24 protein-coding genes and 1 tRNA gene are annotated in these 22,618 nt (G+C 51.2%); 17 read left to right on the forward strand and 8 right to left on the reverse strand.

Annotation, left to right across the window (positions count from 1 at the left end; all coding sequences use genetic code 11):
• Window positions 1–7 precede the first annotated feature (7 nt).
• Both BLP47_RS03870 and BLP47_RS03875 read left to right on the forward strand, forming a co-directional pair.
• Window positions 8–388: a cold-shock protein gene (locus BLP47_RS03870; protein ID WP_091852900.1), complete on the forward strand. Its 381-nt coding sequence runs from the start codon at window positions 8–10 to the stop codon at window positions 386–388.
• Window positions 378–884 carry a DUF3027 domain-containing protein gene (locus BLP47_RS03875; protein ID WP_091850550.1) on the forward strand — a complete coding sequence of 169 codons (507 nt, stop codon included), beginning with the start codon at window positions 378–380 and terminating at the stop codon, window positions 882–884. Before BLP47_RS03870 ends, BLP47_RS03875 begins: the two co-directional genes overlap by 11 nt.
• A gap of 71 nt (window positions 885–955) precedes the next feature.
• Here the strand turns inward: BLP47_RS03875 and serC are convergent, their stop codons facing one another.
• Window positions 956–2,071, reverse strand: coding sequence for a phosphoserine transaminase (serC, locus tag BLP47_RS03880; protein ID WP_091852903.1), 1,116 nt, complete (start codon window positions 2,069–2,071; stop codon window positions 956–958).
• 59 nt (window positions 2,072–2,130) lie between these two features.
• On the opposite strand from serC, the gene BLP47_RS03885 reads away from it, so the two are divergent.
• The 7 genes from BLP47_RS03885 (at window position 2,131) to BLP47_RS03915 (ending at window position 7,026) form a co-directional block, all read left to right on the forward strand.
• The gene (locus BLP47_RS03885; protein ID WP_091850551.1) at window positions 2,131–2,811 is read left to right on the forward strand and encodes a metal-dependent transcriptional regulator; all 681 of its coding nucleotides are present in this window, start codon (window positions 2,131–2,133) and stop codon (window positions 2,809–2,811) included.
• A gap of 142 nt (window positions 2,812–2,953) precedes the next feature.
• Window positions 2,954–3,604 (forward strand): C40 family peptidase, encoded by a 651-nt coding sequence (locus BLP47_RS03890; RefSeq protein WP_197672391.1) that lies wholly within the window; start codon window positions 2,954–2,956, stop codon window positions 3,602–3,604.
• Window positions 3,605–3,885: 281 nt separating this feature from the next.
• Window positions 3,886–4,392, forward strand: coding sequence for an HNH endonuclease (locus tag BLP47_RS03895; RefSeq protein ID WP_091850553.1), 507 nt, complete (start codon window positions 3,886–3,888; stop codon window positions 4,390–4,392).
• Window positions 4,393–4,514: 122 nt separating this feature from the next.
• The gene (locus tag BLP47_RS03900) at window positions 4,515–5,516 is read left to right on the forward strand and encodes a TerC family protein (protein WP_091850555.1); all 1,002 of its coding nucleotides are present in this window, start codon (window positions 4,515–4,517) and stop codon (window positions 5,514–5,516) included.
• A 173-nt stretch (window positions 5,517–5,689) separates the two neighbouring features.
• The gene (locus BLP47_RS03905) at window positions 5,690–6,061 is read left to right on the forward strand and encodes a PadR family transcriptional regulator (protein ID WP_091850557.1); all 372 of its coding nucleotides are present in this window, start codon (window positions 5,690–5,692) and stop codon (window positions 6,059–6,061) included.
• Window positions 6,061–6,462 carry a hypothetical protein gene (locus BLP47_RS03910; RefSeq protein WP_091850559.1) on the forward strand — a complete coding sequence of 134 codons (402 nt, stop codon included), beginning with the start codon at window positions 6,061–6,063 and terminating at the stop codon, window positions 6,460–6,462. The genes BLP47_RS03905 and BLP47_RS03910 overlap by 1 nt, the downstream gene beginning before the upstream one ends.
• Before the next feature lie 39 nt (window positions 6,463–6,501).
• A complete protein-coding gene (locus BLP47_RS03915) occupies window positions 6,502–7,026 on the forward strand; it encodes a PASTA domain-containing protein (RefSeq protein WP_157671471.1) in 525 nt (174 codons plus the stop codon).
• Between the two features lie 53 nt (window positions 7,027–7,079).
• Here the strand turns inward: BLP47_RS03915 and BLP47_RS03920 are convergent.
• Both BLP47_RS03920 and BLP47_RS03925 read right to left on the reverse strand, forming a co-directional pair.
• Window positions 7,080–7,152: transfer RNA gene (locus tag BLP47_RS03920), tRNA-Arg, on the reverse strand.
• 252 nt (window positions 7,153–7,404) lie between these two features.
• Complete coding sequence (locus tag BLP47_RS03925; RefSeq protein WP_249883398.1) at window positions 7,405–8,376, reverse strand: arsenic resistance protein; 972 nt, start codon at window positions 8,374–8,376, stop codon at window positions 7,405–7,407.
• 513 nt (window positions 8,377–8,889) lie between these two features.
• On the opposite strand from BLP47_RS03925, the gene BLP47_RS03935 reads away from it, so the two are divergent.
• From BLP47_RS03935 to BLP47_RS03945, 3 genes are all read left to right on the forward strand, one after another.
• Window positions 8,890–10,290: an NAD(P)/FAD-dependent oxidoreductase gene (locus tag BLP47_RS03935; protein ID WP_091850567.1), complete on the forward strand. Its 1,401-nt coding sequence runs from the start codon at window positions 8,890–8,892 to the stop codon at window positions 10,288–10,290.
• A gap of 223 nt (window positions 10,291–10,513) precedes the next feature.
• A complete protein-coding gene (locus tag BLP47_RS03940) occupies window positions 10,514–10,879 on the forward strand; it encodes a hypothetical protein (RefSeq protein WP_091850569.1) in 366 nt (121 codons plus the stop codon).
• Between the two features lie 159 nt (window positions 10,880–11,038).
• A complete protein-coding gene (locus BLP47_RS03945) occupies window positions 11,039–14,644 on the forward strand; it encodes an ATP-binding protein (RefSeq protein ID WP_091850571.1) in 3,606 nt (1,201 codons plus the stop codon).
• Here BLP47_RS03945 and BLP47_RS03950 read toward each other — a convergent pair.
• Together BLP47_RS03950 and BLP47_RS03955 are read right to left on the reverse strand one after the other, a co-directional pair.
• Window positions 14,641–14,838, reverse strand: coding sequence for an FmdB family zinc ribbon protein (locus BLP47_RS03950; RefSeq protein WP_091850573.1), 198 nt, complete (start codon window positions 14,836–14,838; stop codon window positions 14,641–14,643). The genes BLP47_RS03945 and BLP47_RS03950 overlap by 4 nt on opposite strands.
• Window positions 14,839–14,870: 32 nt before the next feature.
• Complete coding sequence (locus BLP47_RS03955) at window positions 14,871–15,392, reverse strand: 5-formyltetrahydrofolate cyclo-ligase (RefSeq protein ID WP_091850575.1); 522 nt, start codon at window positions 15,390–15,392, stop codon at window positions 14,871–14,873.
• Window positions 15,393–15,410: 18 nt separating this feature from the next.
• Between BLP47_RS03955 and BLP47_RS03960 the strand changes: the two genes are divergently transcribed.
• The 3 genes from BLP47_RS03960 to BLP47_RS08535 are packed head-to-tail and all read left to right on the forward strand — an operon-like array spanning window position 15,411 to window position 17,229.
• A complete protein-coding gene (locus BLP47_RS03960; RefSeq protein WP_091850577.1) occupies window positions 15,411–15,980 on the forward strand; it encodes a GNAT family N-acetyltransferase in 570 nt (189 codons plus the stop codon).
• A 56-nt stretch (window positions 15,981–16,036) separates the two neighbouring features.
• Window positions 16,037–16,633 (forward strand): hypothetical protein, encoded by a 597-nt coding sequence (locus tag BLP47_RS03965; protein ID WP_091850579.1) that lies wholly within the window; start codon window positions 16,037–16,039, stop codon window positions 16,631–16,633.
• A gap of 59 nt (window positions 16,634–16,692) precedes the next feature.
• A complete protein-coding gene (locus BLP47_RS08535) occupies window positions 16,693–17,229 on the forward strand; it encodes a hypothetical protein (protein WP_197672392.1) in 537 nt (178 codons plus the stop codon).
• Window positions 17,230–17,232: 3 nt separating this feature from the next.
• Here BLP47_RS08535 and BLP47_RS03975 read toward each other — a convergent pair whose 3' ends face one another.
• Window positions 17,233–18,117: a TIGR01777 family oxidoreductase gene (locus BLP47_RS03975; RefSeq protein WP_256381066.1), complete on the reverse strand. Its 885-nt coding sequence runs from the start codon at window positions 18,115–18,117 to the stop codon at window positions 17,233–17,235.
• A gap of 81 nt (window positions 18,118–18,198) precedes the next feature.
• On the opposite strand from BLP47_RS03975, the gene BLP47_RS03980 reads away from it, so the two are divergent.
• Window positions 18,199–19,176 (forward strand): TerC/Alx family metal homeostasis membrane protein, encoded by a 978-nt coding sequence (locus BLP47_RS03980; protein ID WP_091850583.1) that lies wholly within the window; start codon window positions 18,199–18,201, stop codon window positions 19,174–19,176.
• On the opposite strand, the gene BLP47_RS03985 is transcribed toward BLP47_RS03980, so the two are convergent.
• Window positions 19,173–20,324: an MFS transporter gene (locus BLP47_RS03985; protein WP_157671475.1), complete on the reverse strand. Its 1,152-nt coding sequence runs from the start codon at window positions 20,322–20,324 to the stop codon at window positions 19,173–19,175. The two genes, BLP47_RS03980 and BLP47_RS03985, sit on opposite strands and share 4 nt — an antisense overlap.
• An 8-nt stretch (window positions 20,325–20,332) precedes the next feature.
• Window positions 20,333–21,778: a dolichyl-phosphate-mannose--protein mannosyltransferase gene (locus BLP47_RS03990; protein WP_091850587.1), complete on the reverse strand. Its 1,446-nt coding sequence runs from the start codon at window positions 21,776–21,778 to the stop codon at window positions 20,333–20,335.
• Between the two features lie 23 nt (window positions 21,779–21,801).
• Between BLP47_RS03990 and rsmI the strand changes: the two genes are divergently transcribed.
• Window positions 21,802–22,617 (forward strand): 16S rRNA (cytidine(1402)-2'-O)-methyltransferase, encoded by an 816-nt coding sequence (gene rsmI, locus BLP47_RS03995; protein ID WP_091850589.1) that lies wholly within the window; start codon window positions 21,802–21,804, stop codon window positions 22,615–22,617.
• Window position 22,618: the final 1 nt, after the last annotated feature.

Here is a 22,618-nt window from a genome sequence, read left to right on the forward strand (position 1 = left end):
AGGAAGCATGCCAACCGGAAAAGTAAAGTTCTTCGATGATGACAAGGGATTCGGCTTCATCCAGGGTGATGACGGTGCCGAGGTATTCCTGCACATCTCAGCGCTTCCTCAGGGCCACAGTTCAATAAAGCCTGGATCGCGCGTGGAATATGGCGTGGCCGATGGTCGCAAAGGAGCGCAAGCTCTATCGGTTAGAGTGATCGAGGTTCCGATTCTGCAGGCGGTGAATCGCAAGCCTGCTGAAGAGCTAGCAATCATCACCGAAGATCTAATCCGACTCCTCGATCAAATGGGTGAGAGTCTCAAGCGAGGCAAGTATCCAGAGACGGCTCAATCTAAAAAGGTAGCTCTTCTTCTGCGCAAGGTGGCCGAAGAGCTTGAAGGCTAACAATCAAGATTTTGCGCTTAGCGCCCTAAAGGAAACTACCAATCACGCCCAAATTGGTGATTTCATAGCCGAAGTCGAATCTCCCAAGGGTGTAATTGAAGTCCGTTTTGCTGCTCTGATGCGCGGTTATGAAGGCTGGGTTTGGGTCATCACTCTGACTTCTCCCGATAAACGCAAGGGGATTTCGGTCTCCGAGGTTAATCTGATGGCAGGACCCGATGCAGTCCTTTCCCCAAATTGGGTGCCCTGGGCCGAACGTCTGGCCGAGTTCCGGAAGCAGCTTCGGGCAGAAGGCAAGGCTCAAACCGATGCCGAAGCCGATGAACTCATCAAGGGCATGGCCCTAGGATTTGCGGACGGCGAAGAGTCCGAGGACTCCGAGTCCGATGCCGACCAGGGCGGTGTGAAGCCACCACAAAAGACCCGCGTCAGACAACGCCGGATAAAACGCCAAGAGGATGATCAGGACCAAGACCCAGAGAGCGCTTCCGACTAAAACAATTTTCCTAGAGTGGATATCGGCAACTGTCGGCTCAGGGTGTCGCTCGGAAAACTTTATAAAGACCTTCACATCTCTCCCAACACATAATCGATTGAAGCAAGCAGTGCCTGAATGTCGCTTGGCTCAACCGAGACGAAGGTGGCAACCCTCAGCTGGTTTTTTCCGAGCTTTCGATAGGGCTCAACATCCACAACTCCATTGTCTCTCAGAGTTTTAGAAATAACAGAAGCATCAATTGATTCAGCAAAATCAATGGTTACGACGACTTGCGAACGATGCTCCGGGTTTTCAACAAAGGCGTTGGCAACGCTGGAGGCTTGGGCCCAGTCGTAGAGGAGGTCGGAAGATTCTTTTGTGCGAGCATCCGCCCATTTCAGACCACCGGATTGATTGATCCAGCCCACCTGGTCTTCCAGCATGAAAAGGGTCGCAATCGACGGAGTGTTCAGAGTTTGATTCAACCTCGAGTTGTCCAGAGCGGCTTTTAGGCTGAGAAACTCTGGGATGTAGCGGTCACTTTCGGCTATTTTTTCGATGCGCTCAATTGCTGCTGGGGAGACCAGGGCCAACCAAAGCCCGCCATCGGAAGCGAAGTTTTTTTGTGGGGCGAAATAATAAACATCAGTTTCATGCGCATCAAAATCAATTCCCCCGGCAGCGCTGGTCGCATCGGTTAGGTGCAAAGCTCCCGAGTCAACACCCGCAGTTCTTCTTACCGGGGCAACAACTCCTGTTGAGGTTTCATTCTGCGGGTAAACATAAAGATCCACACCAGCTTCAGCAGTCAGGGCACTTCTTGAGCCGGGCTCAGCCTTTTGAATACTCGGCGCTTGGAGCCAAGGGGTAGTGAGTGCACTGGCGAACTTGGATCCAAATTCTCCGTGAACTAGGGCTTGTGCTTTATTCTCCGCGAGACCAAAAGCGGCCGCATCCCAAAACGCCGTCGAGCCACCGTTTCCCAGAATGATTTCGTACCCCGCCGGAGCTCGAAATAAGCCCATCAGGCCCGAGCGAATATCCCCGACCAGGTTTTTTACCGGTAGCTGGCGGTGGCTGGTACCCAAAAGGGCAGCCCCCTTTGTCAAAAAGTTTTCTAACTGAGCGCTGCGCACCTTCGAGGGTCCGCAACCGAACCTGCCGTCTTGGGGAAGAAGATTTGCTGGAATCTTGATGTTTGCCATGCCCCTTAGTTTATCCATCGTCGTGGCATTAGTCTTTTGACTAGCAAAGGGGCCCAATTGTGACAGACCTGATCGACACCACTGAGATGTATCTCAAGGCAATCTTCGAGCTAGAAGAAGAGGGCATCACGCCGATGCGAGCTCGCATTGCCGAGCGCTTGGAGCATTCTGGCCCAACCGTTTCGCAAACGGTGGCTCGTATGGAGCGCGATGGCCTACTGAGTCTTGGTGATGATAAGCACCTTGAATTCACTGATGTTGGCCGTCTCACCGCCACCGAGGTGATGCGCAAACATCGTTTGGCCGAGCGGCTATTGATTGATGTGATCGGTCTCGAGTGGGAATTAGTCCATGATGAGGCTTGTCGTTGGGAACACGTGATGAGCGAGAACGTAGAGCGTAAGCTCATCGAACTTTTGGATCAACCCAGGATCTCACCATTTGGCATGCCGGTGCCTGGACTCGAGTTATTGGGGCTCCAAAGCTCCGAACCACAGCCCTGTAATGCGATAAGTGCCCTTGAAACTGGGACTTATCAGCTGGTCCGGATCGGAGAGCCGCTGCAAATCGACTCTGCTTTTTTATTGCAACTATGGGATCTGGGCTTGACCCCGGGTGAACATGTAACCATTGATAAAAGCGCTGCAGGCTGGCTAATCACCGGATTAGGGCGCAACGAAGGTTTGATTGTGGACGGGTCTGTCGCCGCCCACTTATTTGCAGCGGTTATTCAGAACTAGCGGTTATACTTCAACGAGCAAAAGTTCCAGACACTCCCTAGGAGAACCCCTTTTGATCCCTGCTCCAGCTGAAACCACGGTCTCGCGCAAAGCGCTGAGAGTGGCGGAGCGGCGAGTCTCGATAAAAGAGCAGAAGCATTCGTTGAGGACTCTGATTACCATGATGTCGGCAATGGGACTAATGGCTACTTTTGCTCTTCCTTCTTACGGTTTTGATCCAGAAACAACCGCTCTAAGTGGCCTAGCCCACGACAACACGATGGTTGACATCTCTGCCCCTTCACAGGGGCTTTCTGTTGCCGCGGTTAGGGCAGTCGAGTTTTCTCGGGGAGACTATCAAGAAGCGGATGCAAGTCAGTTTGAGGTTAAAGCCGTGAGCAGAGTGGCTTACACGGGTCCCCGAGCTGAGGATTATGTAGCCAACCCAAGATTCACGAGTGTCACTTCCGCGAGCATAATGAAAGCTGCGGCTGAGTTGGTTGGTACTCCTTATGTTTACGGCGGTTCTACTCCTTCCGGCTTCGACTGCTCGGGCTACGTGCTTTTTGTTTACTCTCAGTTTGGGTTGGACCTTCCCCATAGCGTCTACCAGCAGTCCAGGATCGCAGTCAAGGTTCCCTTGGCGGATGCGGTTCCTGGCGACATTGTGACCTTTAATGACTACAGCCACAACGGTATTTACGCAGGCAACGGTAATTTCTACCATTCCCCACAGCCGGGTGACCGCGTGAAACTGGCACCGATCTTCACCGACCGCTTCTACATAACTCGATTTGTCGAAATCTCAAACTAAAAAACGCAACCCTCTTTAGCGTTTCTACCCAATTCACAGTGAATCTCACTTACTCTTTTGATATTGTTTTGGACACTCAAATTCAAGGGAGGGTAGAGATGCTTCGAGATCAGCTCGCCAGTTATGGAGATCGAATATGTCTCAACCGATACCCCCGGATAACCGGCCTAGAAATCTTGCGCGTCGCATTATGCGGCGCGTTTTTTATTTCCAGGGCTAATCAAAGTGGCCAATTCTCATCGCCTGCAAGCCGTGCGGGTGATTTTGTCTAAGGGGAAAAATTGCGCACATTAGTTCTAAACGCTGGCTACGAGCCTTTGGCCGTGGTGTCTTTTAAGCGTGCCCTGATTCTGGTGTTAAACCAGAAGGCCACCATATTGGCTGGCGCCGATGACAAAGTGGTTCACAGTGCCACTCGGTCTTTTGATTTACCAACAGTCATCTTGCTTCAGCGCTATGTGAGAATTCCAAACTCAAGACGGGTTCCGGTCTCTCGCCGAGGGGTTTTGCGGCGCGATGATTTTCGTTGCGGCTACTGCCAAAAACCCGCAGACACCGTGGATCACGTGGTTCCAAAATCCCGCGGCGGTAAAGACACCTGGGACAACCTGGTGGCATGTTGTCTCAAGTGCAATAACCAAAAATCCAATAAGACCCCTAAGGAGATGGGCTGGGAGCTGAAAGTAAAGCCCAAGATGCCGAGTGGGTTGATTTGGAGCGTTCGCGGGGTGGACAAAAACGAACCGCAGTGGGAAGAGTTTCTTGCAATGCAACCCCAGGCCGCTTAGCTTTTTCAATTCACAGTTCGTAGCGTTTTGGATAGCGTCCGGCAGTGATTTTTGATTCGCTTCACCAGCCTTAGAATTAGGGCTTATTGCACTTCTAAGCGAGCCTTGAGAATGGATTTAGATTGAACGTAGAACTCTGGGTTTGGCTAACCACCGTTGCGGTCTTTTCTGCCGTGATAATCGGCGATTTGACTTACCAAGTGAGGCACCCGCACGAACCAACCTTCAGAGAATCTGCGATTCAGAGCTCTATTTACATTGGGCTGGCATTGTTGTTCACATTCGTGATTTCTGGAATTTGGGGTGGTCAATACGGCGGTGAATACATCGCAGGGTTCATCACCGAAAAGTCACTCTCGGTGGATAACCTATTTGTTTTCTTGTTGATTTTCACCCAGTTCAAGGTGCCGAGGAAATTGCAGTCAGAGGCGCTCTTGGTGGGTATCGTGATCGCACTTATTCTGCGCGGTGCTTTTATCGCACTGGGCGCTGCGTTTATTGAAAACTTTTCCTGGGCTTTTTATGTGTTTGGCGCCTTCTTGCTACTCACCGCCATCAAGATTCTGAAAGACACCATCCGTGACCTCAAGCCGGCCGAGCCCGGTGCGGAATATGAAGGCTCAAAGCTGATTAGCTTTTTGCAGCGCCGAATGCGCACCACCGAGGATTACCACGGCACCAAGCTGAGCATCATCCAAAACGGTAAGCGCTATTTCACGCCGTTGATGCTGGTGATGGTTGCCATCGGGTTCACGGACCTGTTGTTCGCTTTGGATTCAATTCCCGCAATCTACGGGTTGACCGAAGAGCCCTACATTGTTTTTGTGGCAAACGCCTTCGCGCTTTTGGGCCTCAGGCAGCTCTACTTCATGCTCTCGGGGCTGATGGAGCGCCTCAAGTACCTAGGTTTAGGGCTCGCCTTCATCTTGGGCTGGATTGGTTTTAAGTTGGTAGTTCACGCGCTTCATAAAAATGAACTTGGGTTTATCAATGGCGGCGAGAGTATAAAGCTAATCCCCGAGATACCGACCTCCTTGTCGCTTGGGGTAATTGTCGTGACTCTTATTGTGACTACTGTCTGGTCGCTTTATGCGACAAGGGTAAATAAGACTAAGAAGATCTAGCTTCCACCTTCGCCTATTGAGATGCTCGCCTTGGCTCCATGGCCTAAGTTGAGCGATGCTTGATGGGTCTGGACTTAAATTTCTAACCTCATTTTTAGATTACGACACGCTTTATTATGTTTGTCCAACTACTGTGCATACCATGGTACTGTGTAAAACGAAATGAGGTGTTTATGGATTCCACACAACTACTAAAGGGCGTACTTGACGTTGCAGTCCTTGCGGTAATCGAGTCTGAGGATGGTTACGGTTACGACATTGTGAAACGACTCAGGCAGGCTGGGCTGGCTGAGGTTGGAGATGCTTCGGTTTATGGCACGCTTCGCAGACTCTTTGTTGCCGGGGCTGTGACTTCCTATGTTGTTGCTTCCGAAGATGGTCCGCACCGAAAGTACTACGGAATAAATGTCGAAGGCAAAAAAATGCTGAGTCAGCAACGTGATATCTGGGCCAAATTCAGCACCAATATGACGGCACTCTTGGCCCCGGGCAAACCAGTAAAAACCAAGCAATTGACTAGCAAGAAATTAGTAGGGAGTAAATAATGAAAGCTGATCTTGACACAAGAGGTAATAAATTTGCTGCGGCAGTGAGGTCTGAGCTTGCCGATCTTTCAAAAACTGAAATACAAGAATTGACCGACGGTCTCGAGGCTGATCTAGAAGATCGTCTGGCTGAGGAAGGTTCGGCTTTTGATCCGGGTTCCCCGGTGGATTACGCGGCTGAACTCCGAGCGGCGGCTGGTTTCTCGGAAAAGGCCGGTCTGCGCAAATTCTTCAAGGGCATTGGTTTCACCCCAAGCCTGGTTGCTTGGTTGCGCAAGCGAGAGTCAACCTCGATAATTTTGGATTTTGGAATCTCAATTCAACCGTTTTGGTGGGTGGTTCGTGCATACGTGGCGTTTTGGCTAATCAGCTCGCTTGTCGGCGGCGATATTTACGCCTGACCACGAGACGCAGTCAGCTATTTCACGCTCACTGTGTTGGTGGTTCTTAGTATTCAGCTGGGGCGCAAAATCTGGCTGGTTGGTAAGTTTTGGCAGGCGGTCCTGGTGCCGCTGAACATCTTTGCAATCGCACTTTCACCGATTGTCCTGGGAAGTATTGCGAACAACATTGCTTACGCCGAATCTCTTGACAATTATTCACAAGAATTGTCAAGCCAACGTGACGGCCTGCGCTACTTTGGACAAGAGGTCACTGGAATCAAGGCCTTCACCCAGAATGGAGTAGAGGTCTACAATCTATATTTCACCGATCAATCTGGGAGTGAGTTGCCAGGGCAACTTTCCGCCAATGCGGGCCCTATTGAAGTGCCGGATTTGACTGGGATGTCGCTAAATGAAGCAAACCGCAATTTAGATGAGGCTGGATTCCTTGGGGCAGATGTGGTCTGGTTTGATGACACCACGGGGGCGGAGGCTGTTGTGCTAAGGACTGAGCCTCAAGCCGGAGTGCTGATTAGTCCAGAAACTCCTGTGACGCTCTTTGTTGGGCTAGCTGGTTCGTAATACTTGAATCATTGAGCCGGCCGGGGCCCAAAAAGGTTGGCCGGAACCACAAGTGGCCTCGAGGTGAATCGAACACCCGACACACGGTTTAGGAAACCGTTGCTCTATCCACTGAGCTACGAGGCCATTTACCCAATTGAAGCGACGGGAACCAACTCCTAGAGGAGTTGGCCCGTCTGGAAGGTTTTCCAGGCTCACAAAACTTACCAGTAGAAATCGTAAGTTCATCGCGCTTTTCAATAATGAAGTGGGACTTAATCTTAGGGCTTCTCTAAATTTCGATAGGAGCTGCGTGACTCGAATTGGGTGAGGCCCAAAAGCTTCTAAAAAATGCTCTGATGTGGGTAAATCTCTGCGTTGCGAGCCACAAAAAGACAATCACCCAGCCTTTTCTGGCCCGCTACGGTCGCGAATCACACGCGGCACAACGGCCACCATCACTACCATCACCACGAGCTCGAAGAGGGTTTGGGTGACAACCACCAGGGGTGTAAGAGCAAACGATGGAGGCAGTGACATGGCCAGAGGAAGTACAACCAGCGAGTTACGAGTCACTCCACTAAAAACAAGGGTGCGTCGCCCGGAGGCATCAAGCTTCGCCATCCGACCTGCTAGCGCTCCAAGCGGAGCGAGAATCAGCACGAACAACAAGAAGATCGGCAGGACCATAATCAACGATCCAATTGAACCGCTCACTGCAAATATTTGGGACCCGACAACCACCGCGAGGGTCAGCATCACCAGGGGCACCATTGCAGCAGCGGTAACATTTTCGATTGCCCGCATGGCGCGTGATTTGGTTGCCACCAACTGAGTAAGTGCAGCGAGGCTCAGCGGCAGGGCAATCAGCATTAGGAAAGCTTCAACGAAGGGGCGGACTTCGAACGCATCGACGACATTTGGCCCGGCCATCAGCCATATGTAGATCGGCATGAGTAGTGCTTGTAGAAGCATCAGTAAAGGAGTAGCCGCCAGAAGCCGGTCCCGTGCTCCACCCGCGAGGCCAGAAAAGACGATCACGTAATCCACGCAAGGCGTCAGTAATACCAGCAACAGGCCAACCAGCAGCGCCGTCTCACCCTGCACCAAGCGGCTCAATCCAAACACCACTATCGGGACTAAAACGAAGTTCAGCACCAACAGGGCGGCCATAAAACGCCAGTCGGCAAGAGCGCGGCCAGCCGCCATAAATGGCACACCCAGAAAAATCGCGTACATAAGTAAGCCCAGGACTGGGTTAATCGCTAGCCCCAGCGGACGGGAAAGTTCAGGCAGCAGCAGGCCGCCAATTGCCCCAGCCGCAATTGCGGCAATGAAGAGCAGAACCTGATGGCGCGTCCACCAATTCATCGCTGCTCCCATCAAATCAGGTTGCCGCATATGAGCCCGTAGTGCATGTCGGCGGCTTGAAATCCCCGGCTTTTTGAGCCCGAGCTAGTTGGCAGATTCATGAAGGCTAGCAAGCGACAGTCGATGCCTAGGTGAGTGACTTTCTCACCTAGGAACGCATCCAAGCTCTGCATGCTGTCATTTTACGCTCTTGGCGTTATGCCTGAATTGAGGGTTACAGTGGAGGGATGAGCTCGCAACCTTTCCCCTTCAAAGAATTTGATGAACGGAAAGCCAATCAAGTTTTCGTAACTCATCATTCGAGAGATTGGCTCTATTTCAAAGGGCTGAAGCAGTGGGCTAGGAAAACCCAGTCAGCCTACCGAGTTGGCTTTTATGGCTCCCCTAATGCTCCACTGGATAATTTCCACCATTTCACTTTTATAGCCTCGGTGGCGGATCAACCTGGTTTTCAAAACTGAATAATATTCCGCCTGCAGTTAGCCCTTCACAACAAATTAAGGAACCAAAATAATGGAGAACAGAATTAGCCCCAGCACCTCAAATTCCGCCCAGAAAGTTGCCGATAAGCCTTTTGATCTGATCGTTATCGGAGCTGGGACTGCGGGAATGACTGCGGCAAAAAAGTGCGTAGCCGAGGGCTGGAGAGTCGCTATCGTCGATTCGCTTCCCTATGGTGGCACCTGTGCCCTGAGGGGCTGCGACCCAAAGAAGATTCTCCGTCGCGGTGCTGAGATTATTGATAGCGCAAGGCTCCTCAGAGGTAAGGGCATCGATGATTTGGGCCTGAAGATGAACTGGTCGGACCTGATGGCGCATAAGCACGGCTATACAGACCCAGTTTCTGAGAGCATGGAAGCGAGTCTTGACCAAGCCGGCATCGAAACGCTCCACGGGCATGCGCGCTTTATTGGAGAACGCACAATTGATGTGGACGGCACAAGCTATGAAGCGGAACGCTTCTTGATCACTACCGGAGCAATCCCAAGACCACTTAGCTTTCCCGGCTCCGAGCACCTAATCGATAGCACCGGATTCCTTGATCTAGCTGCTCTCCCCACTCGGATACTTTTCGCCGGGGGAGGGTTTATATCCTTCGAGTTCGCTCACATTGTTTCTCGCGCAGGGAGCAAGGCACTTATTGTTGACCGCGGCGCACGCCCACTGCCAAGTTTCGATCCGGATCTTGTCGAGCTACTGATTAGCCGTGGTGCTGAGGTTGGTATTGAGCTTCGCCGCAACACCGAGATTAAAGCTGTCGAGCGCAGCGGCGAAACTTATAAAGTCACCCTTGAAATAGACGGCACTAGCGAAGTAGTTGAAGTGGATCTCGTGGTGCACGGTGCCGGGCGAGTACCTGACCTAGCCGGTCTTGGCTTAGAAGCCGCCGGGGTGGAATGGGGCGAGCGCGGAGTGCATGTTGGTAGCCACCTTCAGAGCGTCTCAAACCAGGCAGTTTGGGCTGCCGGAGACTCTGCAGACACAGCTGGAATGCCCCTGACACCGATGGCGGGCGCCGAAGCCAAGGTCGCGGCGTCAAATATGATTAGGGGCACAACTAACACGCCCGATTACACCGGAATTCCAACCGCGGTCTTTACGATTCCTGAACTTGTTCGTGTGGGGATGCTTGAGTCTGAGGCCATCGAGCAGGGAATCGATTTGGAAGTCCGCTACTCCGACGCCAGCGGCTGGTTCTCAAATTATCGAGTCGGCGAGAGCACTGCCGCCGCAAAGATCCTCATCGATAAATCGAATGACCAGATCGTCGGAGCGCATCTACTCGGCCCTGAATACGGTGAATTGATTAACACTTTCGGTCTGGCTATCAAGTTCGGGCTCACTACTCGCCAACTCAAATCCGCAACCGCAGCATATCCGACCGTGGGATCTGACCTCGGTTACATGATTTAGAGGCATTCAGCGGGCCTTTCACGCAACACACAAACCCAAGCTCCTGTTCTTGAGTGCACAGACGAAAGTTCTTGCTTCGCTTTGGCTTCGGGCTTTAGCAGAAGCCCGATGGAATTCTGTAAACATATTCTCGTTCGACAATGCTCGAATTAGGTAGCTGAGGTTAGAGTTGGAGTCATGTAGCCTCGAAAAAGATGCTTCATCTCAAACAATAGGAGCCCACATGGATTCAACGAGCTTAATCACCAATTGGAACACGCTAAGAAAAAGCATCATTCAGTCTCAAATGGCCTCCGTCATCATTTTGGCAGTTGCTCTTTACCTGGTAGCCACCGGGGCATTTATCGGGGCAGCTTTTGAGGTAAAGCTATTCGCAGTGGTGGTTCTGGTCGCCACCGGTGCACTCTCAATTGTCAATCAGTTTGCAGCAATGCGCGAAGGAGCCGCAGTTGTGAAGGATTTGTCGGGCTCTGGCTCCGCAGTTGCGACTGTTATTGCATCCAGTGCTCGCTACGTTCAGCTCACTCAGGCGCTGATGGTAGCTTTCGCCTTGGTCATAATCATCGTCTTCGCGTTGGCAATCTTCTAGAAAAAAAGTTCAACAGAATCAGGTCCGGAGTTTTCAGTCCGGGCCTGATTTTTTTATGCTCAGTCCCAGCTGTTTTACTTTGGAAGCCGGCGAAATCGGAATTTAGTTTTCAGGGCAAGGCAACCCTCACTAGGCCCCGACTTATCTTAAGATTTGGTCGTGGATGGCATTGATAGGCGCGTACTTTGGCGCGAAGAGTTACTCGGCTTGGGTGGTATTAATCCACTGACCAGGTTCGAACCATCCTCTTTCGGTCAGGTGGATCTTTCGCGCGCTCACCCGGGCGGGCTGGCTCAGCTAACATCAGCGCGCAGCACGACTATGGGAAACCTGGTGCGCGATGGTGTGGCTCAATCCAGGGCGCTGAGCGCGGCGAGGAGAATCAGGACCAAGGCCAGGCGCATCGAGGCAACCTTTGGAATAAGAAGTTGTTTTATCGCAGCCGGGCTGGTTGAGGTCGCATCCGATTCGCGAAAGCTTCCAATTTTGCTCTGGGCAACCCATTTGATTGCTAAAGGTGATGACTACGAGATTCGGATTGATAAAGATCCAATCCTCAATCCGGCCGTTGGTGAACTGATTCGGCAACGCAGGGGAGACTTCAGGGAATCTGATCTGCTGGCCGTAGCCAGTGGGCAGGTTGATCTGATACCGGTAGCTGTGCTTTCCTTAGTTGCGGAACTGGTTCAAGGTTCAGACATCGAAGTGCAAAAACTACTGGTGCTTGGAAATTTTGTTCCAGACCTTCTCCAACTACAAAGACTTGGTTTCGGTGAATCAAGTCCTTTGATTGATGAACTTATCTCCGACACAAAAATCATTCAAAAAAGCTCAACCCATGAAATTACTCTGGTGACAAACGCGGATGCAACCCAGCGTCAAGTCATTGAAATGGCGCATGCCGGCAACTCCTTCGCAGTTGAAACCCTGCCCGGCTGCGGGTATATCCAAACCGTGGTTAACCTGCTCGCGAATTTTGCCCTCGACGGTAAGTCGGTTCTTATTATCGCCCCCCGAGCCCAGACTGCTGATGAGCTGGCCGAGCGCTTGGCCGAGGCTGGTCTTGCTGGTCTTGCCTTTAGAAATACAGACACCTGGGCTGACACGGTGGCGGCTATTTCGAGAAACGAAAAGGCAAAACCGAATAATTATCAGAATGCCTTAGAGGCGCTAACTGAAGCCGAAACAAGAGTGAGTGATTATTTCGCGAGCATTGAGTCAAGTAATAATCCGGTTGGGGTCTCGTTGATAGCCGCTCTTAGCGAGCTTGCCAAGCTATCGGGCCTGAGCCCTGCACCAGTAAATAGTGCTCGAATTAGAGCCGAACTTTTACACGGCATCAAAGAGCCAGGGCTCGATGCTCTCACTAGAGCGCAAGAGTCGGGGTTATTCAGGTTTGGCGCAAAAGAGACTCCCTGGTTCCACTCTCGGTTTACTGCTCAGACACAGATCGATAGCCTGCTTGTCAAGGTGAGGGAGTTAGCGGGAGAAGAACTGAGAACCCTTCGGTATCAAATCAGTCGCTATCTCCAAGATCTCTCGCTCAGGGCCTCTGATAGCGTCGAAGAGTGGGCCGAGCAGTTAAATTTACTCCTGGGTATTCGGGAGACCTTAGATAAATTTTTACCCTCGATCTACGATCGAAACATATCGGACCTAATTGCCGCAACGGCAGTTCGCGGAGACCGTGGCGCCCTTTCCGGGGCTCAGCGGCGCAGGTTTAAAAAACTAGCAAAAGAATATATTCGCCCTGGCAGCTCGGTTCCAAATCTGCACGAAGCCCTCATTAAAGCGGAGAAGCAAAGAAGCTCCTGGAGCAATTATTGTCAGACCCAGGCCCCGCCAACTGTGCCGTTGGGCCTCAGCGACACGCAGTCAAAATTCGAAAAAATCGCGGCACTTATTGACTTATTGCAGCGCCACCTCGACCCGGATCCAGATATTCAGCTTTTGACCAGACTGAGCCTCGATCAATTAGAGCAACGGTTCACCGATTTGGCATCTAAAACAGAGATTTTGAGCGGCTATATTTCAAGGCTGCCGATACTGACTGAACTAGATTCGCTGGGGCTCGCAGCGCTTAGTGATGAGCTGTGTCGAATCCATCCAGAGCCCGAGCAACTTGCGGATGAGCTCAGTCTCGCCTGGTGGCAGTCGGCTTTTGAGGCGATTGTGGCGGCAAACCCCAGCATCTTAGAGTTCAGCGCGGAAGAAATTTCAAGGCTGGAATCAGGGTTTGAACTCAGGGCCGAGGATCTCATAGCGGAGGGATTACTCAGAGTCCAAGGTGTTCTTGCGACGCGCTGGAAGAGCGGCATAGAGGCGAAGCCAGCCCAAGCCGATGTCTTGAGGAATCAATTGCGCAGGCGCGAGCTGAGCTTGAAGTCTGGGTACCGAGATTCCAGGGAACTCTGGGAAGCGCTCAGCACGGCTCAGATTTTGTCACCGTTTCGGTTACACGAGCTCAGCGATAAGCAAGAATTTGATGTGGTCTTGGTTTTGGATGCCTCTTCAACAGGCTTAGCCGAGTCCGTCCCCGCAATCTCGAGGGCCAAACAGATAATCGCTTTTGGAGACCCGGTGTTGGCAAGACCGGAGAATTTCGATACGGTTGCAAGGGCCAACCAGGGTTATGTTCCTTCTTCGCGTGAATCGGTATTTGATGCTGTTTCTAATCGCTTCGGCAGGCTTGAAATTTCCAGGAACTACCGAACCCAAGGTCAGGTTCTTGGCCTCTACCTCAATCAAAACTTTTACCAAAACCGTTTGGTTTTGGAGCCAGCCGCAGCTCAGCTCGCTGGTATTCACAACTTCGAACACATTGAGATATCAGAGGGCGACACCGCTGCAAGCACCATTGAGGGCGCCACCGAATCGCTTGATGCGGAGGTCACCCAGGTGGCCAACCTGGTCATGAACCATGCCAGATGGACCCCTCAGGACTCACTGATGGTTGTGACAGCATCTAGAGTTCATGCTGAGCGCATCAGTACCCTCGTGCAAAAGCTCCAATCAGAGTCGCCGCAGGATGCGGAGTTTTTCGCCTCCCACGGCCGCGAGCACTTTGAAGTGGTCACGATGAGCGAACTCACCCATCGAATCGCCGATCGAGTTATATTTTCGGTCGGTTTTGGTCGAACTCCAGAGGGACGTATTTCCGGCACGCTCGGAGATTTCAACTCGGAGTTCGCCGGCTCCTGGATGGTAAATCAAATTGTGTCTGCGAGAAAGCGCCTGAGTGTGGTTTCTTGCTATAACTTCGAGGACTTTGCGGCTGGCAAGTTACCGGAGAATCAAACTTGGCTGAAGGACCTGATCGCACCAAGTTTTTTGAGTGATGTTAGGTCGGGTGAGCCGGATCCTCTTCTGGTCGACCTATCGATGAGATTACGAAAGCTTGAAATCAAAGTTGCTTTGAATTTTGGTGGGCGAATTGGGCTAGCTATTTCTTATGGAAACAAATCGGCTGTCGTGGATCCCGATTGGGCCTTGGTGGGAGACTCTTGGGATGAAAAGCTCAGACTCAGGCCGGGTCTTCTTAGGGCAATGGGCTGGGAGTATCTGAGGGTTCACGCCCTAGAGCTTTTCGCCAAGCCGCAAGATGTTGCAAATCGAATTGCCATGGAATTAGGGATTGATTTGGTGCGTAGGGCGCAACCCTTATTTGAACAAGCCGCCTTTGAGGACACAAATCGCGCATGGGGCGACCCGGATGATTCAAATGACGATCGGTTAAGAGACGATAAACCCCCTCACTGGGGCTAGTCGCTCTTATCTGATTTAGTTGCGTTATCAGTTTTATAAAAACCGGATCCCTTAAATGTGACGCCCAAATTGCCGAATTGCTTGCGCAGCAGCCCGCCACAAATCGGGCATTTTGTCAGGGCTGCAGCTGAAAACTCCTGTTGAGCTTCAAAAGCGTGTTCGCATTTTTTGCAAACATAGGCATAGGTTGGCATGGTTCCTCCGAACAAGAAGTTTAGACAACTATCTAGTCACCAATGCGCGCTTGTCGGATTGGTGTAACAAAGCCATCTACTTTTTGATCGTGGGGCTCAGTTTCTAGTGCGGGCAAATACTCGGTGTCGAAGATCACCGCAAAGACATGCGTGGGCCTAGCCCTAAAAAGCACTCGATCGTAAAAACCCTTTCCCTTGCCCAATCTAAAGCCTTGATGATCAACCGCTAAGGCTGGCAACAGCATCAAGTCAAAGGTCCTTAAATCTTGACTGAACGCTATCGGTTCCTGAATGCTGAAGCTGCCCTTCGCGAGCTCACCTTGCGCAAAAACTAGATCTTGGTCGACGATTTTCGGCAGTGCGAGTTGGTAGCCATTTTGGATTGCCCAATTGTTGAAACCCGACACATCCGGCTCGGTCGATAGCGGCGAATAACTTGCGATGGTTTTGGGCTTGGTAGTTAGCACCAGCTCAATAAGTTGTTCGGTAAGCCCGAGGCTCGAGTGAGGCCTTGCGCTAACAATTCGCAATCTAGTCTCACTCTTAGTTTCCATAGCGGTAATCTTGCCAGCGTGCGCGCAATTATGCCTTTGACTCACCAGGAGATTTCGCTGCGCTCAGTTAGGCGCCGCGATATCAGAACCTTGGAGAGGCTGCTGGTTACGGATCGAGAGTGGCTAAGACCCTGGGAAGCTTCCACCCCCGGAATCCGTTACCCACTTGATGTTCGATTCATGGTTGGCTCGCTGATTGCGCAGGCCAGAAACGACAGCGGCCTAGGCCTGATCATTGAGTATCAGGGCCAAATTGTTGGGCAAATCAATGTTGCAGGCATACAGCGTGGGTCTTTATCAAGTGCCACAATCGGTTACTGGATATCTAAAAAAGTTGCCGGTAATAACATCACTCCAATTGCGGTGGCGTTGACAATTGACTACCTATTTCTTGAAGCAAAACTGCACCGAGTGGAGATTGATATTCGACCTGAAAATACGCCCAGTCTTCGGGTGGTCGAGAAGCTGGGTCTGCGCGAAGAGGGGCTTAAAAAGCGCTTCATCCACATCGATGGCGACTGGCGAGACCACAGGATATTTGCCATCACAAGTGAAGAGATTTCTGGCTCGCTGTTGAACCGCCTTTAGAACACGCCATCCCAATGCGGACCGTTTGATTTAGAAGCCCATATCTTTATAACATTATGGAGATTCCGGTTGGGCTTGGCGGCATAACACTTTTGGTGTTGGCAGTTTTATGGTTGGTTATTTTTGTGCCAGGACTTTCTAAACGCGCGCAACTAAAAGAGGCGAGTCACATAGCGCAGTCTGAGATTCGCAGACAGCGCGAGATCATAAAAGTTACCCCCCAAGATCAACTCCGAAGGCTAATCAACACCCAGAGAGTCTTCTCTTCACTATTTGGCCTCTTTGCTCTATTGACCGTCTCAAGCGCAATCGGCTCGGCCTTAGAAAGTGCCTGGTGGCTGGCTTTTTGGCCGGCCTTGGTTTCGACCTTATTCTTTCTATTTGTGCAGCGCGCAGCTGGAATAAAGGCAAATCAGCTCGCCACTAAATTGCACCGCTCGAGGCAGTCTGTCAGGCGAAGTGCTCAGCGTGACATGCCAAAGAGTCAGGGATCTCGCGAGTGGATGCCTAATCCTTTGCCCTCTCCGATCAAGAGCTCCACCGAAGGTGAGATGCTCGAGCCAATCGCCCAGGTTATTGCCATTGCTAAACCAAAGGCTTCAATGAGTTCAGCCGAGATTGACGCAATCCTCGCTAGACGGCGTGCGATTTAACTGCAGCACAATAAGCTCTAGATAGATTTCAACCTAATAACTAAATTGGAGAAGACAACATGGGCATTTTTGATTCCATCAAAAAGTTTTTTAAGAGCACCACAACCGCTGGAGCTAAAGCCGGAGACAGCTTCGCAAAAGAGGTTTCCAAAGATGCCAAAGTTTTCGCTGAGGAAGTATCAAAGGCGAGACAAAAAGTCACTGAGGAAGCTTTGACTAAAATTGAAGAAGGGGCAAAGACTGTTGCTACCTCGGCAGCCGCTGCAAAAAAACCCGCTGCGACTAAAAAGCCTGCCCCAGCAAAGTCTGCAGCAAAGCCGACTGTAAAAGAGCCGGCAGCAGCTAAAGTCACAGCCAGCAAGCCTGCGGCGGCTAAGCCAGCCGCCAAAAAGAGCCCAGCTAAGCCTGTCGCAAAAACTGCCAGCAAGCCTGCGGCAGCTAAGCCAGCCGCCAAGAAGACCACAGCTACTAAGCCTGTCGCAAAAACTGCCAGCAAGCCTGCGACAGCTAAGCCGGCAGTTAAAAAAGCAGCCGCGGCCGCACCAAAGACCGCTGCGGCTAAAAAGCCAGCTGCTAAAAAGCCAGCTGCCAAATAGCTTCTAGCTCAGAACGTATCCCACCGATTCTTTGAGACTCGGGTGCTTGAATTCAAAGCCCGATTCGATCAGTCGGTGGGATTTCATTTTCTGCGAGCACAAGAGGAGCTCTTGAGCCGCCTCCCCAATTAGCAACCGCATTGCCCAAGCCGGCACTTTCAAAAAGGTAGGACGCTTGAGCTGTCTTGCTAACTCATGGACCATTTGAGCGCAGGTGGCCGGCTCCGGAGCCGTTAGGTTATAGGCGCCCTCTGTGGATTGATTTTCAATTAGGTGAATAATCGCGCGCGCTTCATCTTCTAGAGAAATCCAAGCCCACCACTGTTTTCCCGAGCCAAGCGGTCCGCCGATGCCTAATTTAATCAGGGGCAGTAATTTACCAAGCGCACCGAGTTTTTTACTCATTACCAACGTGGTGCGAATCAAAACCACTCGTGTGTCGGCTTTGTTGGCTTGTTTCTCCCAGGCATCGGCCAGGTCACTCAGAAAGCCGCTACCTTTGGGGTCTGCCTCGGTAACTTCTTTGTCTCCACACTCCCCATAGAATCCAGACGCCGATCCGGAGATTAGCACTGTCGGTTTTTTGGAGGCATTATTTATTGCTTCTACCAGGGTTTTAGTCGAATCTAACCTGGAGGCAATCAGTATTTCCTTGTATTTTTTGGTCCATGGAATTTTGCCTGTGGTTGCTCCGCCAAGGTTTACCACGGCGTCTATGGTTTCCATCAGATCAGCTGGAATTCTTCCGGTGGCCGGATCCCAGGACGCCTCAGACTCATTTTTTGCGTCTCGCCTCACCAGCGACACCGGCTCGTGACCAAGCTCCTTGAGCTGTAACTTTAGCTCCGTGCCCACTAGCCCTGATGCTCCTGAAATTAAAACTCGCACAAGCTCCCTCGCCCTCTTATCTGCATGTTCCCTACAATGGCAGATGGCAGATTATTCCGCCAATGAACTGAAGCGGTTGCCATGAATGTAGAGCTGTGGGTTTGGATTCTAACCATTGGAATTTTGGGTATCGTCCTAAGCCTCGATTTTTTTCTTCAGGCCAGAAGGCCCCACGAGCCGACCATGCGAGAATCCGGCATTCAGGTGACCGCATACATCTCATTGGCATTGCTATTTACTTTTGTAATTGGCGGGGCTTGGGGGCCGCAATACGCGGCCGAATACATCGCGGGCTTTGTCACTGAATATTCGCTTTCAGTGGATAACTTATTTGTATTTCTTATTATCTTCACCCAGTTTGCGGTTCCTCGAGTTCTTCGGAGTCAGGCACTGTTGGTCGGTATTGCAATTGCGCTTGTCTTGCGGTTTATCTTCATTATTTTGGGAGCCGCCTTTATAGAGGCCTTCAGCTGGGCCTTTTACATCTTTGGTGCCTTTTTGATTTACACGGCAATCAAGCTTGTGGTCGAGGCGCTTCATAAGGGGGATGATGATCGCAATGAATCAGGCGGGTTGCTAAAACTTTTGACAAGGCGGCTGCCCACCACTGATGAATACCATCAGAACAAGCTCTCCATTATCAAAAATGGCAAGCGACTCTTCACGCCCTTTTTGCTCGTGATGATCTCAATTGGGTTCACGGATCTTTTGTTTGCACTGGATAGCATTCCGGCGGTTTATGGCTTAACCAATGAGCCCTACATCGTATTTGTGGCGAACGCATTCGCCCTTCTGGGCCTCAGACAGCTTTACTTTTTACTCGGTGGTCTGATGGAGCGACTCAAGTACCTGAGCATCGGCTTGAGTTTTATTTTGGGATGGATTGGAGCAAAGCTCATCCTCCACGCCATGCATAAAAATGAGCTGTCTTTCATCAATAACGGGGAACCTATAACCCTGATACCCGAAATTTCCACTGAGCTTTCTTTGGCGGTCATTGTTATTACTTTGGTCATCACCACCACCTGGTCGCTCGCGGCCACCAGTAAAAAGCCCTAGCCCAGGTTGAGGTTCCTGGCGGCATAGATGGCCGCTAATAGGGTCGCAATGCCAAAGACAATTGACACCAAAATTGCAGCCGGAGGGGCCACCGTGTCAATCGCAATTCCCGCCAGCGCGCTGGCGGCACTGAAACCAACAAGTTGGCCCGTGGTGGTCCAACCATAGGCTTCTGCGGTGTCTGTGCCACCGGTGCCATTGACTATCCAAAGTGAGAGAATTCCCAAACTCGGTGCTACTCCGATTCCTGCAATAAATAATGCGGTTGCGCCCCAATAAGGATTGTCCGGGTTTATCATCAAAAGCAGGTAGCCGCCGAGCATGATGCTGACAAAGATTGTCAGAGCGTATTTGCCCTTGATTCTGGGAGCCAAAACAAAGCCTCCAAAAATTGAACCAATCGAAAAAATGGCAAACATGAGGCCCGCAAGAGCCTTGCCGTAAAGGGCAACCGAACCGATCTCTACCCCGGCAAAAGACCCGACCAATAGCAGCCCCAAAAAGGTCACAGCTGTGACACTGGGGTTCTTCAGCACCCTTCCAACTGCGGCCTGTGATTTTGGTATTTTTGCCTGGCCCACGGATTTATTAGCCAAAAACCAGATCGAGCCTAAAATTTGAATACCGGCAACCGTCAGCATCATCACATGATGATTAAAAGCCGCCGCCACCAGCGTCGCCACCAGGGGTCCGAAGATCCAGATGACCTCTTGAGCGGTGGCATCAAGCGCATAGATTTGCCTCAGCAGCTGCTTGGGCGTCACATGTGGGTAAATAGTCCTCACCGCAGACACGATCGGCGGTGAGCTCAAGCCCACAAGCGTGGCCAGAAGAACCAAGTTAATAGGTTCGGGCTCGACAATTACCATCGCAATAATTGCTGATGTGGTAACAAAAGTGGCAGTGCCGATAACTCTTCTGACCCCAAAGCGAGACATGTATCGGCTGATGATCGGACCAGAGATGCTGGCGCCAACAGTCTCGGCGCCCAAAGCAATTCCCGCAATTGCAAAAGAGCCCGTCTCGGCCTGAATGAATATTATGAAGGCGAGCGAAAACATGCCAAAAGGGAATCGGGCCACTAGTTGAGAAATTAGTAGCCTGATCGCTTCAGGAGCTTGGGATAATCCGCGAACGCCAGTACTCACTTAGACACCTAAATCCAGTTGGGAAGCCACATCTGAATCCGCCAGATCCAATATGGGACTTCGAAGCCCATCCAAAGGCTCGAAAAATAAACCGCTAAGACAATGCTTAGAAAAACAAAAAGAACCAGCGTCCGTTCTCTAGCTCCGATTCTACCTAAGACAAAGCCCCTACGTCGATAGCGATAAAGCGCATAAACCAGGGCCAAAATCAAGAACGGAGTCATGACTACGGTGTAAAACTGGAATGTGGTGCGATCAAGGTATGCCAACCAGGGAGCCCAGCCCGCCAAAAAACCAAGCAGGATTATTCCAGCGGTCTTGTCAAAGGTTCTAAAAAATCTAAAGAGCAACCAAATTACTGCTGCGACACCAGCGAACCAGATAAGCGGGTGCGGCAAAGCGGTAATCGCCGCCGTGCAAAAATCAAGCCGACCGCAATCCTCCGGTTTCTCGAAATAAAAAGCCGTGGGCCTTGCAAGTATCAGCCACTCAAGGGCATTGGCTTGGTAGGGGTGAGGGGTCGAGAGTCCAGTGTGAAAAGTGAATGCGTTTTGATGGTAAGCCCAAAGCGATTCCCACCAATTGGCTTTGGCGTTTCTTCCCCAACCATTCGAACCCAAAATCCAGCCCAGCCAACCCAGAACATAGGTCCCGACTGTGGCAACAAAGAGAGTCAGCGCATTAATAAACCCTTGCGCAATAGCCCAGGCCGGCCGCTGATGAAGCTTTTGTCTTTGATAAAAATCAACCAAAAAGGTGTAAAGACCGAAGGCAGCCACAAAATAAAGCCCAGACCATTTTGTACCAGCCGCAAGCCCGAGCACTATGCCCATTAGTAATAACAGTGGCCGAAAACTCAACCGAGTTACTTTTTGGCTTAGCCGCTTTCTAAAGTGAGAATCATCCAAAACCAGCAGATAAAAAGCCAGCAGCACAAAAAAGGCCAGGATGCCATCCAGGATTGCGGTGCGAGACATGACAATTGCCTGGCCGTCGATAGCTAGAAATAGACCCGCCAAAGCGGCAAAAATCTTTGAGCCAATGAGTTTGTAAGCAATCAAGATAATCAGTGGAATGGCTAAAGTTCCAAGTAATGCAGTGGAGAACCTCCAGCCAAAACTCGAATCAGCCCCGAAAAGTTGCATTCCTAAGAAAATTATCCACTTGCCAATTGGGGGGTGAACGACATAGGCCGCGGTATCCAGATAGCCGGTCAGGTTTCCCGACTCGAAGGCCGGATTCGGATCTAATTCCCAATTCCTTTCGCTGCCAAATAAGTTGAGGGTGTAGGCGTCTTTTACGTAATAAGTTTCGTCAAATACCAGCTGTTTGGGATTGGCTAGATTGCCAAAGCGAAGAATTGCTCCGAGCAGCGTCAGGAAAAGACTGGATAGCCAGCCGAAATTTTTAGATAGCGCGGCTGAGCTAACCCCCAGTCGAATTCTCTCTAGCACTCTTAGATGCTAGCTTTCATAGCGTGTTAGTTCTCGCAGCAACTCCCATCGGTAATTTGCAGGATGCTTCAATGCGACTGCGCCTAGCGCTTGAGAGTTTTGAGTTCATAGCCGCCGAGGACACCAGAACCCTAAAAAAGCTAGCAAATGGCCTCTCAATCAAACTGAAGGCCCAGCTATTCAGCCTTCACGAACACAATGAGTCCGAGCGGATCGCTCAACTGGTGGAGCTGGCAACCGAGAATGATCTTCTTTTGGTCAGTGACGCTGGGATGCCAACGATCTCAGACCCGGGGTTTTTGTTAGTTCGAGCCTGTGCCCAAGCGGGGGTCGAAGTTATCTCGTTGCCCGGACCCTCCGCGGTCGTGACGGCGCTCGCAGTCTCTGGCCTTCCGACCGACCGTTTCTGCTTCGAAGGTTTTTTGCCGAGAAAATCAGGGGAGCGACAAAGGGTGTTCCTAGCGTTGGCTCAGGAAAAGCGCACCATGGTGTTTTTTGAGGCCCCGCACCGCATTCTCGACGCGCTGCAAGACGCCCATAAGGTGCTGGGAGACCGAAGAGCTTCGGTCTCTAGAGAGCTCACCAAAAAGTTCGAACACACCGAACGCGGCACGCTCTCAGATTTGATCGAGTGGGCGAAGTCAATACCCAAGGGGGAGATGGTTCTGGTGCTTGAAGGGGCAGAGGATCTGGTCTATGACGAAAAACTTCTCGGTCAGCAGGCGTTGAATTTAGTAGCCCAGGGAATGGGTCTTAAACAGGCGAGTATTCAAGTGGCAATGCAGACCGGTGCGTCACGAAGTGTCATTTATGAACAAGCACTTTTGCTAAAAGCCTAAG

The sequence above is a fragment of the Candidatus Aquiluna sp. UB-MaderosW2red genome (assembly GCF_900100865.1).
Classification (GTDB): domain Bacteria; phylum Actinomycetota; class Actinomycetes; order Actinomycetales; family Microbacteriaceae; genus Aquiluna.

Excerpts from the sequence above, each read along its gene's own strand:
- BLP47_RS03870 (WP_091852900.1), top strand. The coding sequence starts at position 8 with ATGCCAACCGGAAAAGTAAAGTTCTTCGATGATGACAAGGGATTCGGC.
- serC (WP_091852903.1), bottom strand. The coding sequence starts at position 2,071 with ATGGCAAACATCAAGATTCCAGCAAATCTTCTTCCCCAAGACGGCAGG.
- BLP47_RS03905 (WP_091850557.1), top strand. The coding sequence starts at position 5,690 with ATGGATTCCACACAACTACTAAAGGGCGTACTTGACGTTGCAGTCCTT.
- BLP47_RS03910 (WP_091850559.1), top strand. The coding sequence starts at position 6,061 with ATGAAAGCTGATCTTGACACAAGAGGTAATAAATTTGCTGCGGCAGTG.
- BLP47_RS03925 (WP_249883398.1), bottom strand. The coding sequence starts at position 8,376 with ATGAATTGGTGGACGCGCCATCAGGTTCTGCTCTTCATTGCCGCAATT.
- BLP47_RS03935 (WP_091850567.1), top strand. The coding sequence starts at position 8,890 with ATGGAGAACAGAATTAGCCCCAGCACCTCAAATTCCGCCCAGAAAGTT.
- BLP47_RS03940 (WP_091850569.1), top strand. The coding sequence starts at position 10,514 with ATGGATTCAACGAGCTTAATCACCAATTGGAACACGCTAAGAAAAAGC.
- BLP47_RS03950 (WP_091850573.1), bottom strand. The coding sequence starts at position 14,838 with ATGCCAACCTATGCCTATGTTTGCAAAAAATGCGAACACGCTTTTGAA.
- BLP47_RS03955 (WP_091850575.1), bottom strand. The coding sequence starts at position 15,392 with ATGGAAACTAAGAGTGAGACTAGATTGCGAATTGTTAGCGCAAGGCCT.
- BLP47_RS03965 (WP_091850579.1), top strand. The coding sequence starts at position 16,037 with ATGGAGATTCCGGTTGGGCTTGGCGGCATAACACTTTTGGTGTTGGCA.
- BLP47_RS08535 (WP_197672392.1), top strand. The coding sequence starts at position 16,693 with ATGGGCATTTTTGATTCCATCAAAAAGTTTTTTAAGAGCACCACAACC.
- BLP47_RS03980 (WP_091850583.1), top strand. The coding sequence starts at position 18,199 with ATGAATGTAGAGCTGTGGGTTTGGATTCTAACCATTGGAATTTTGGGT.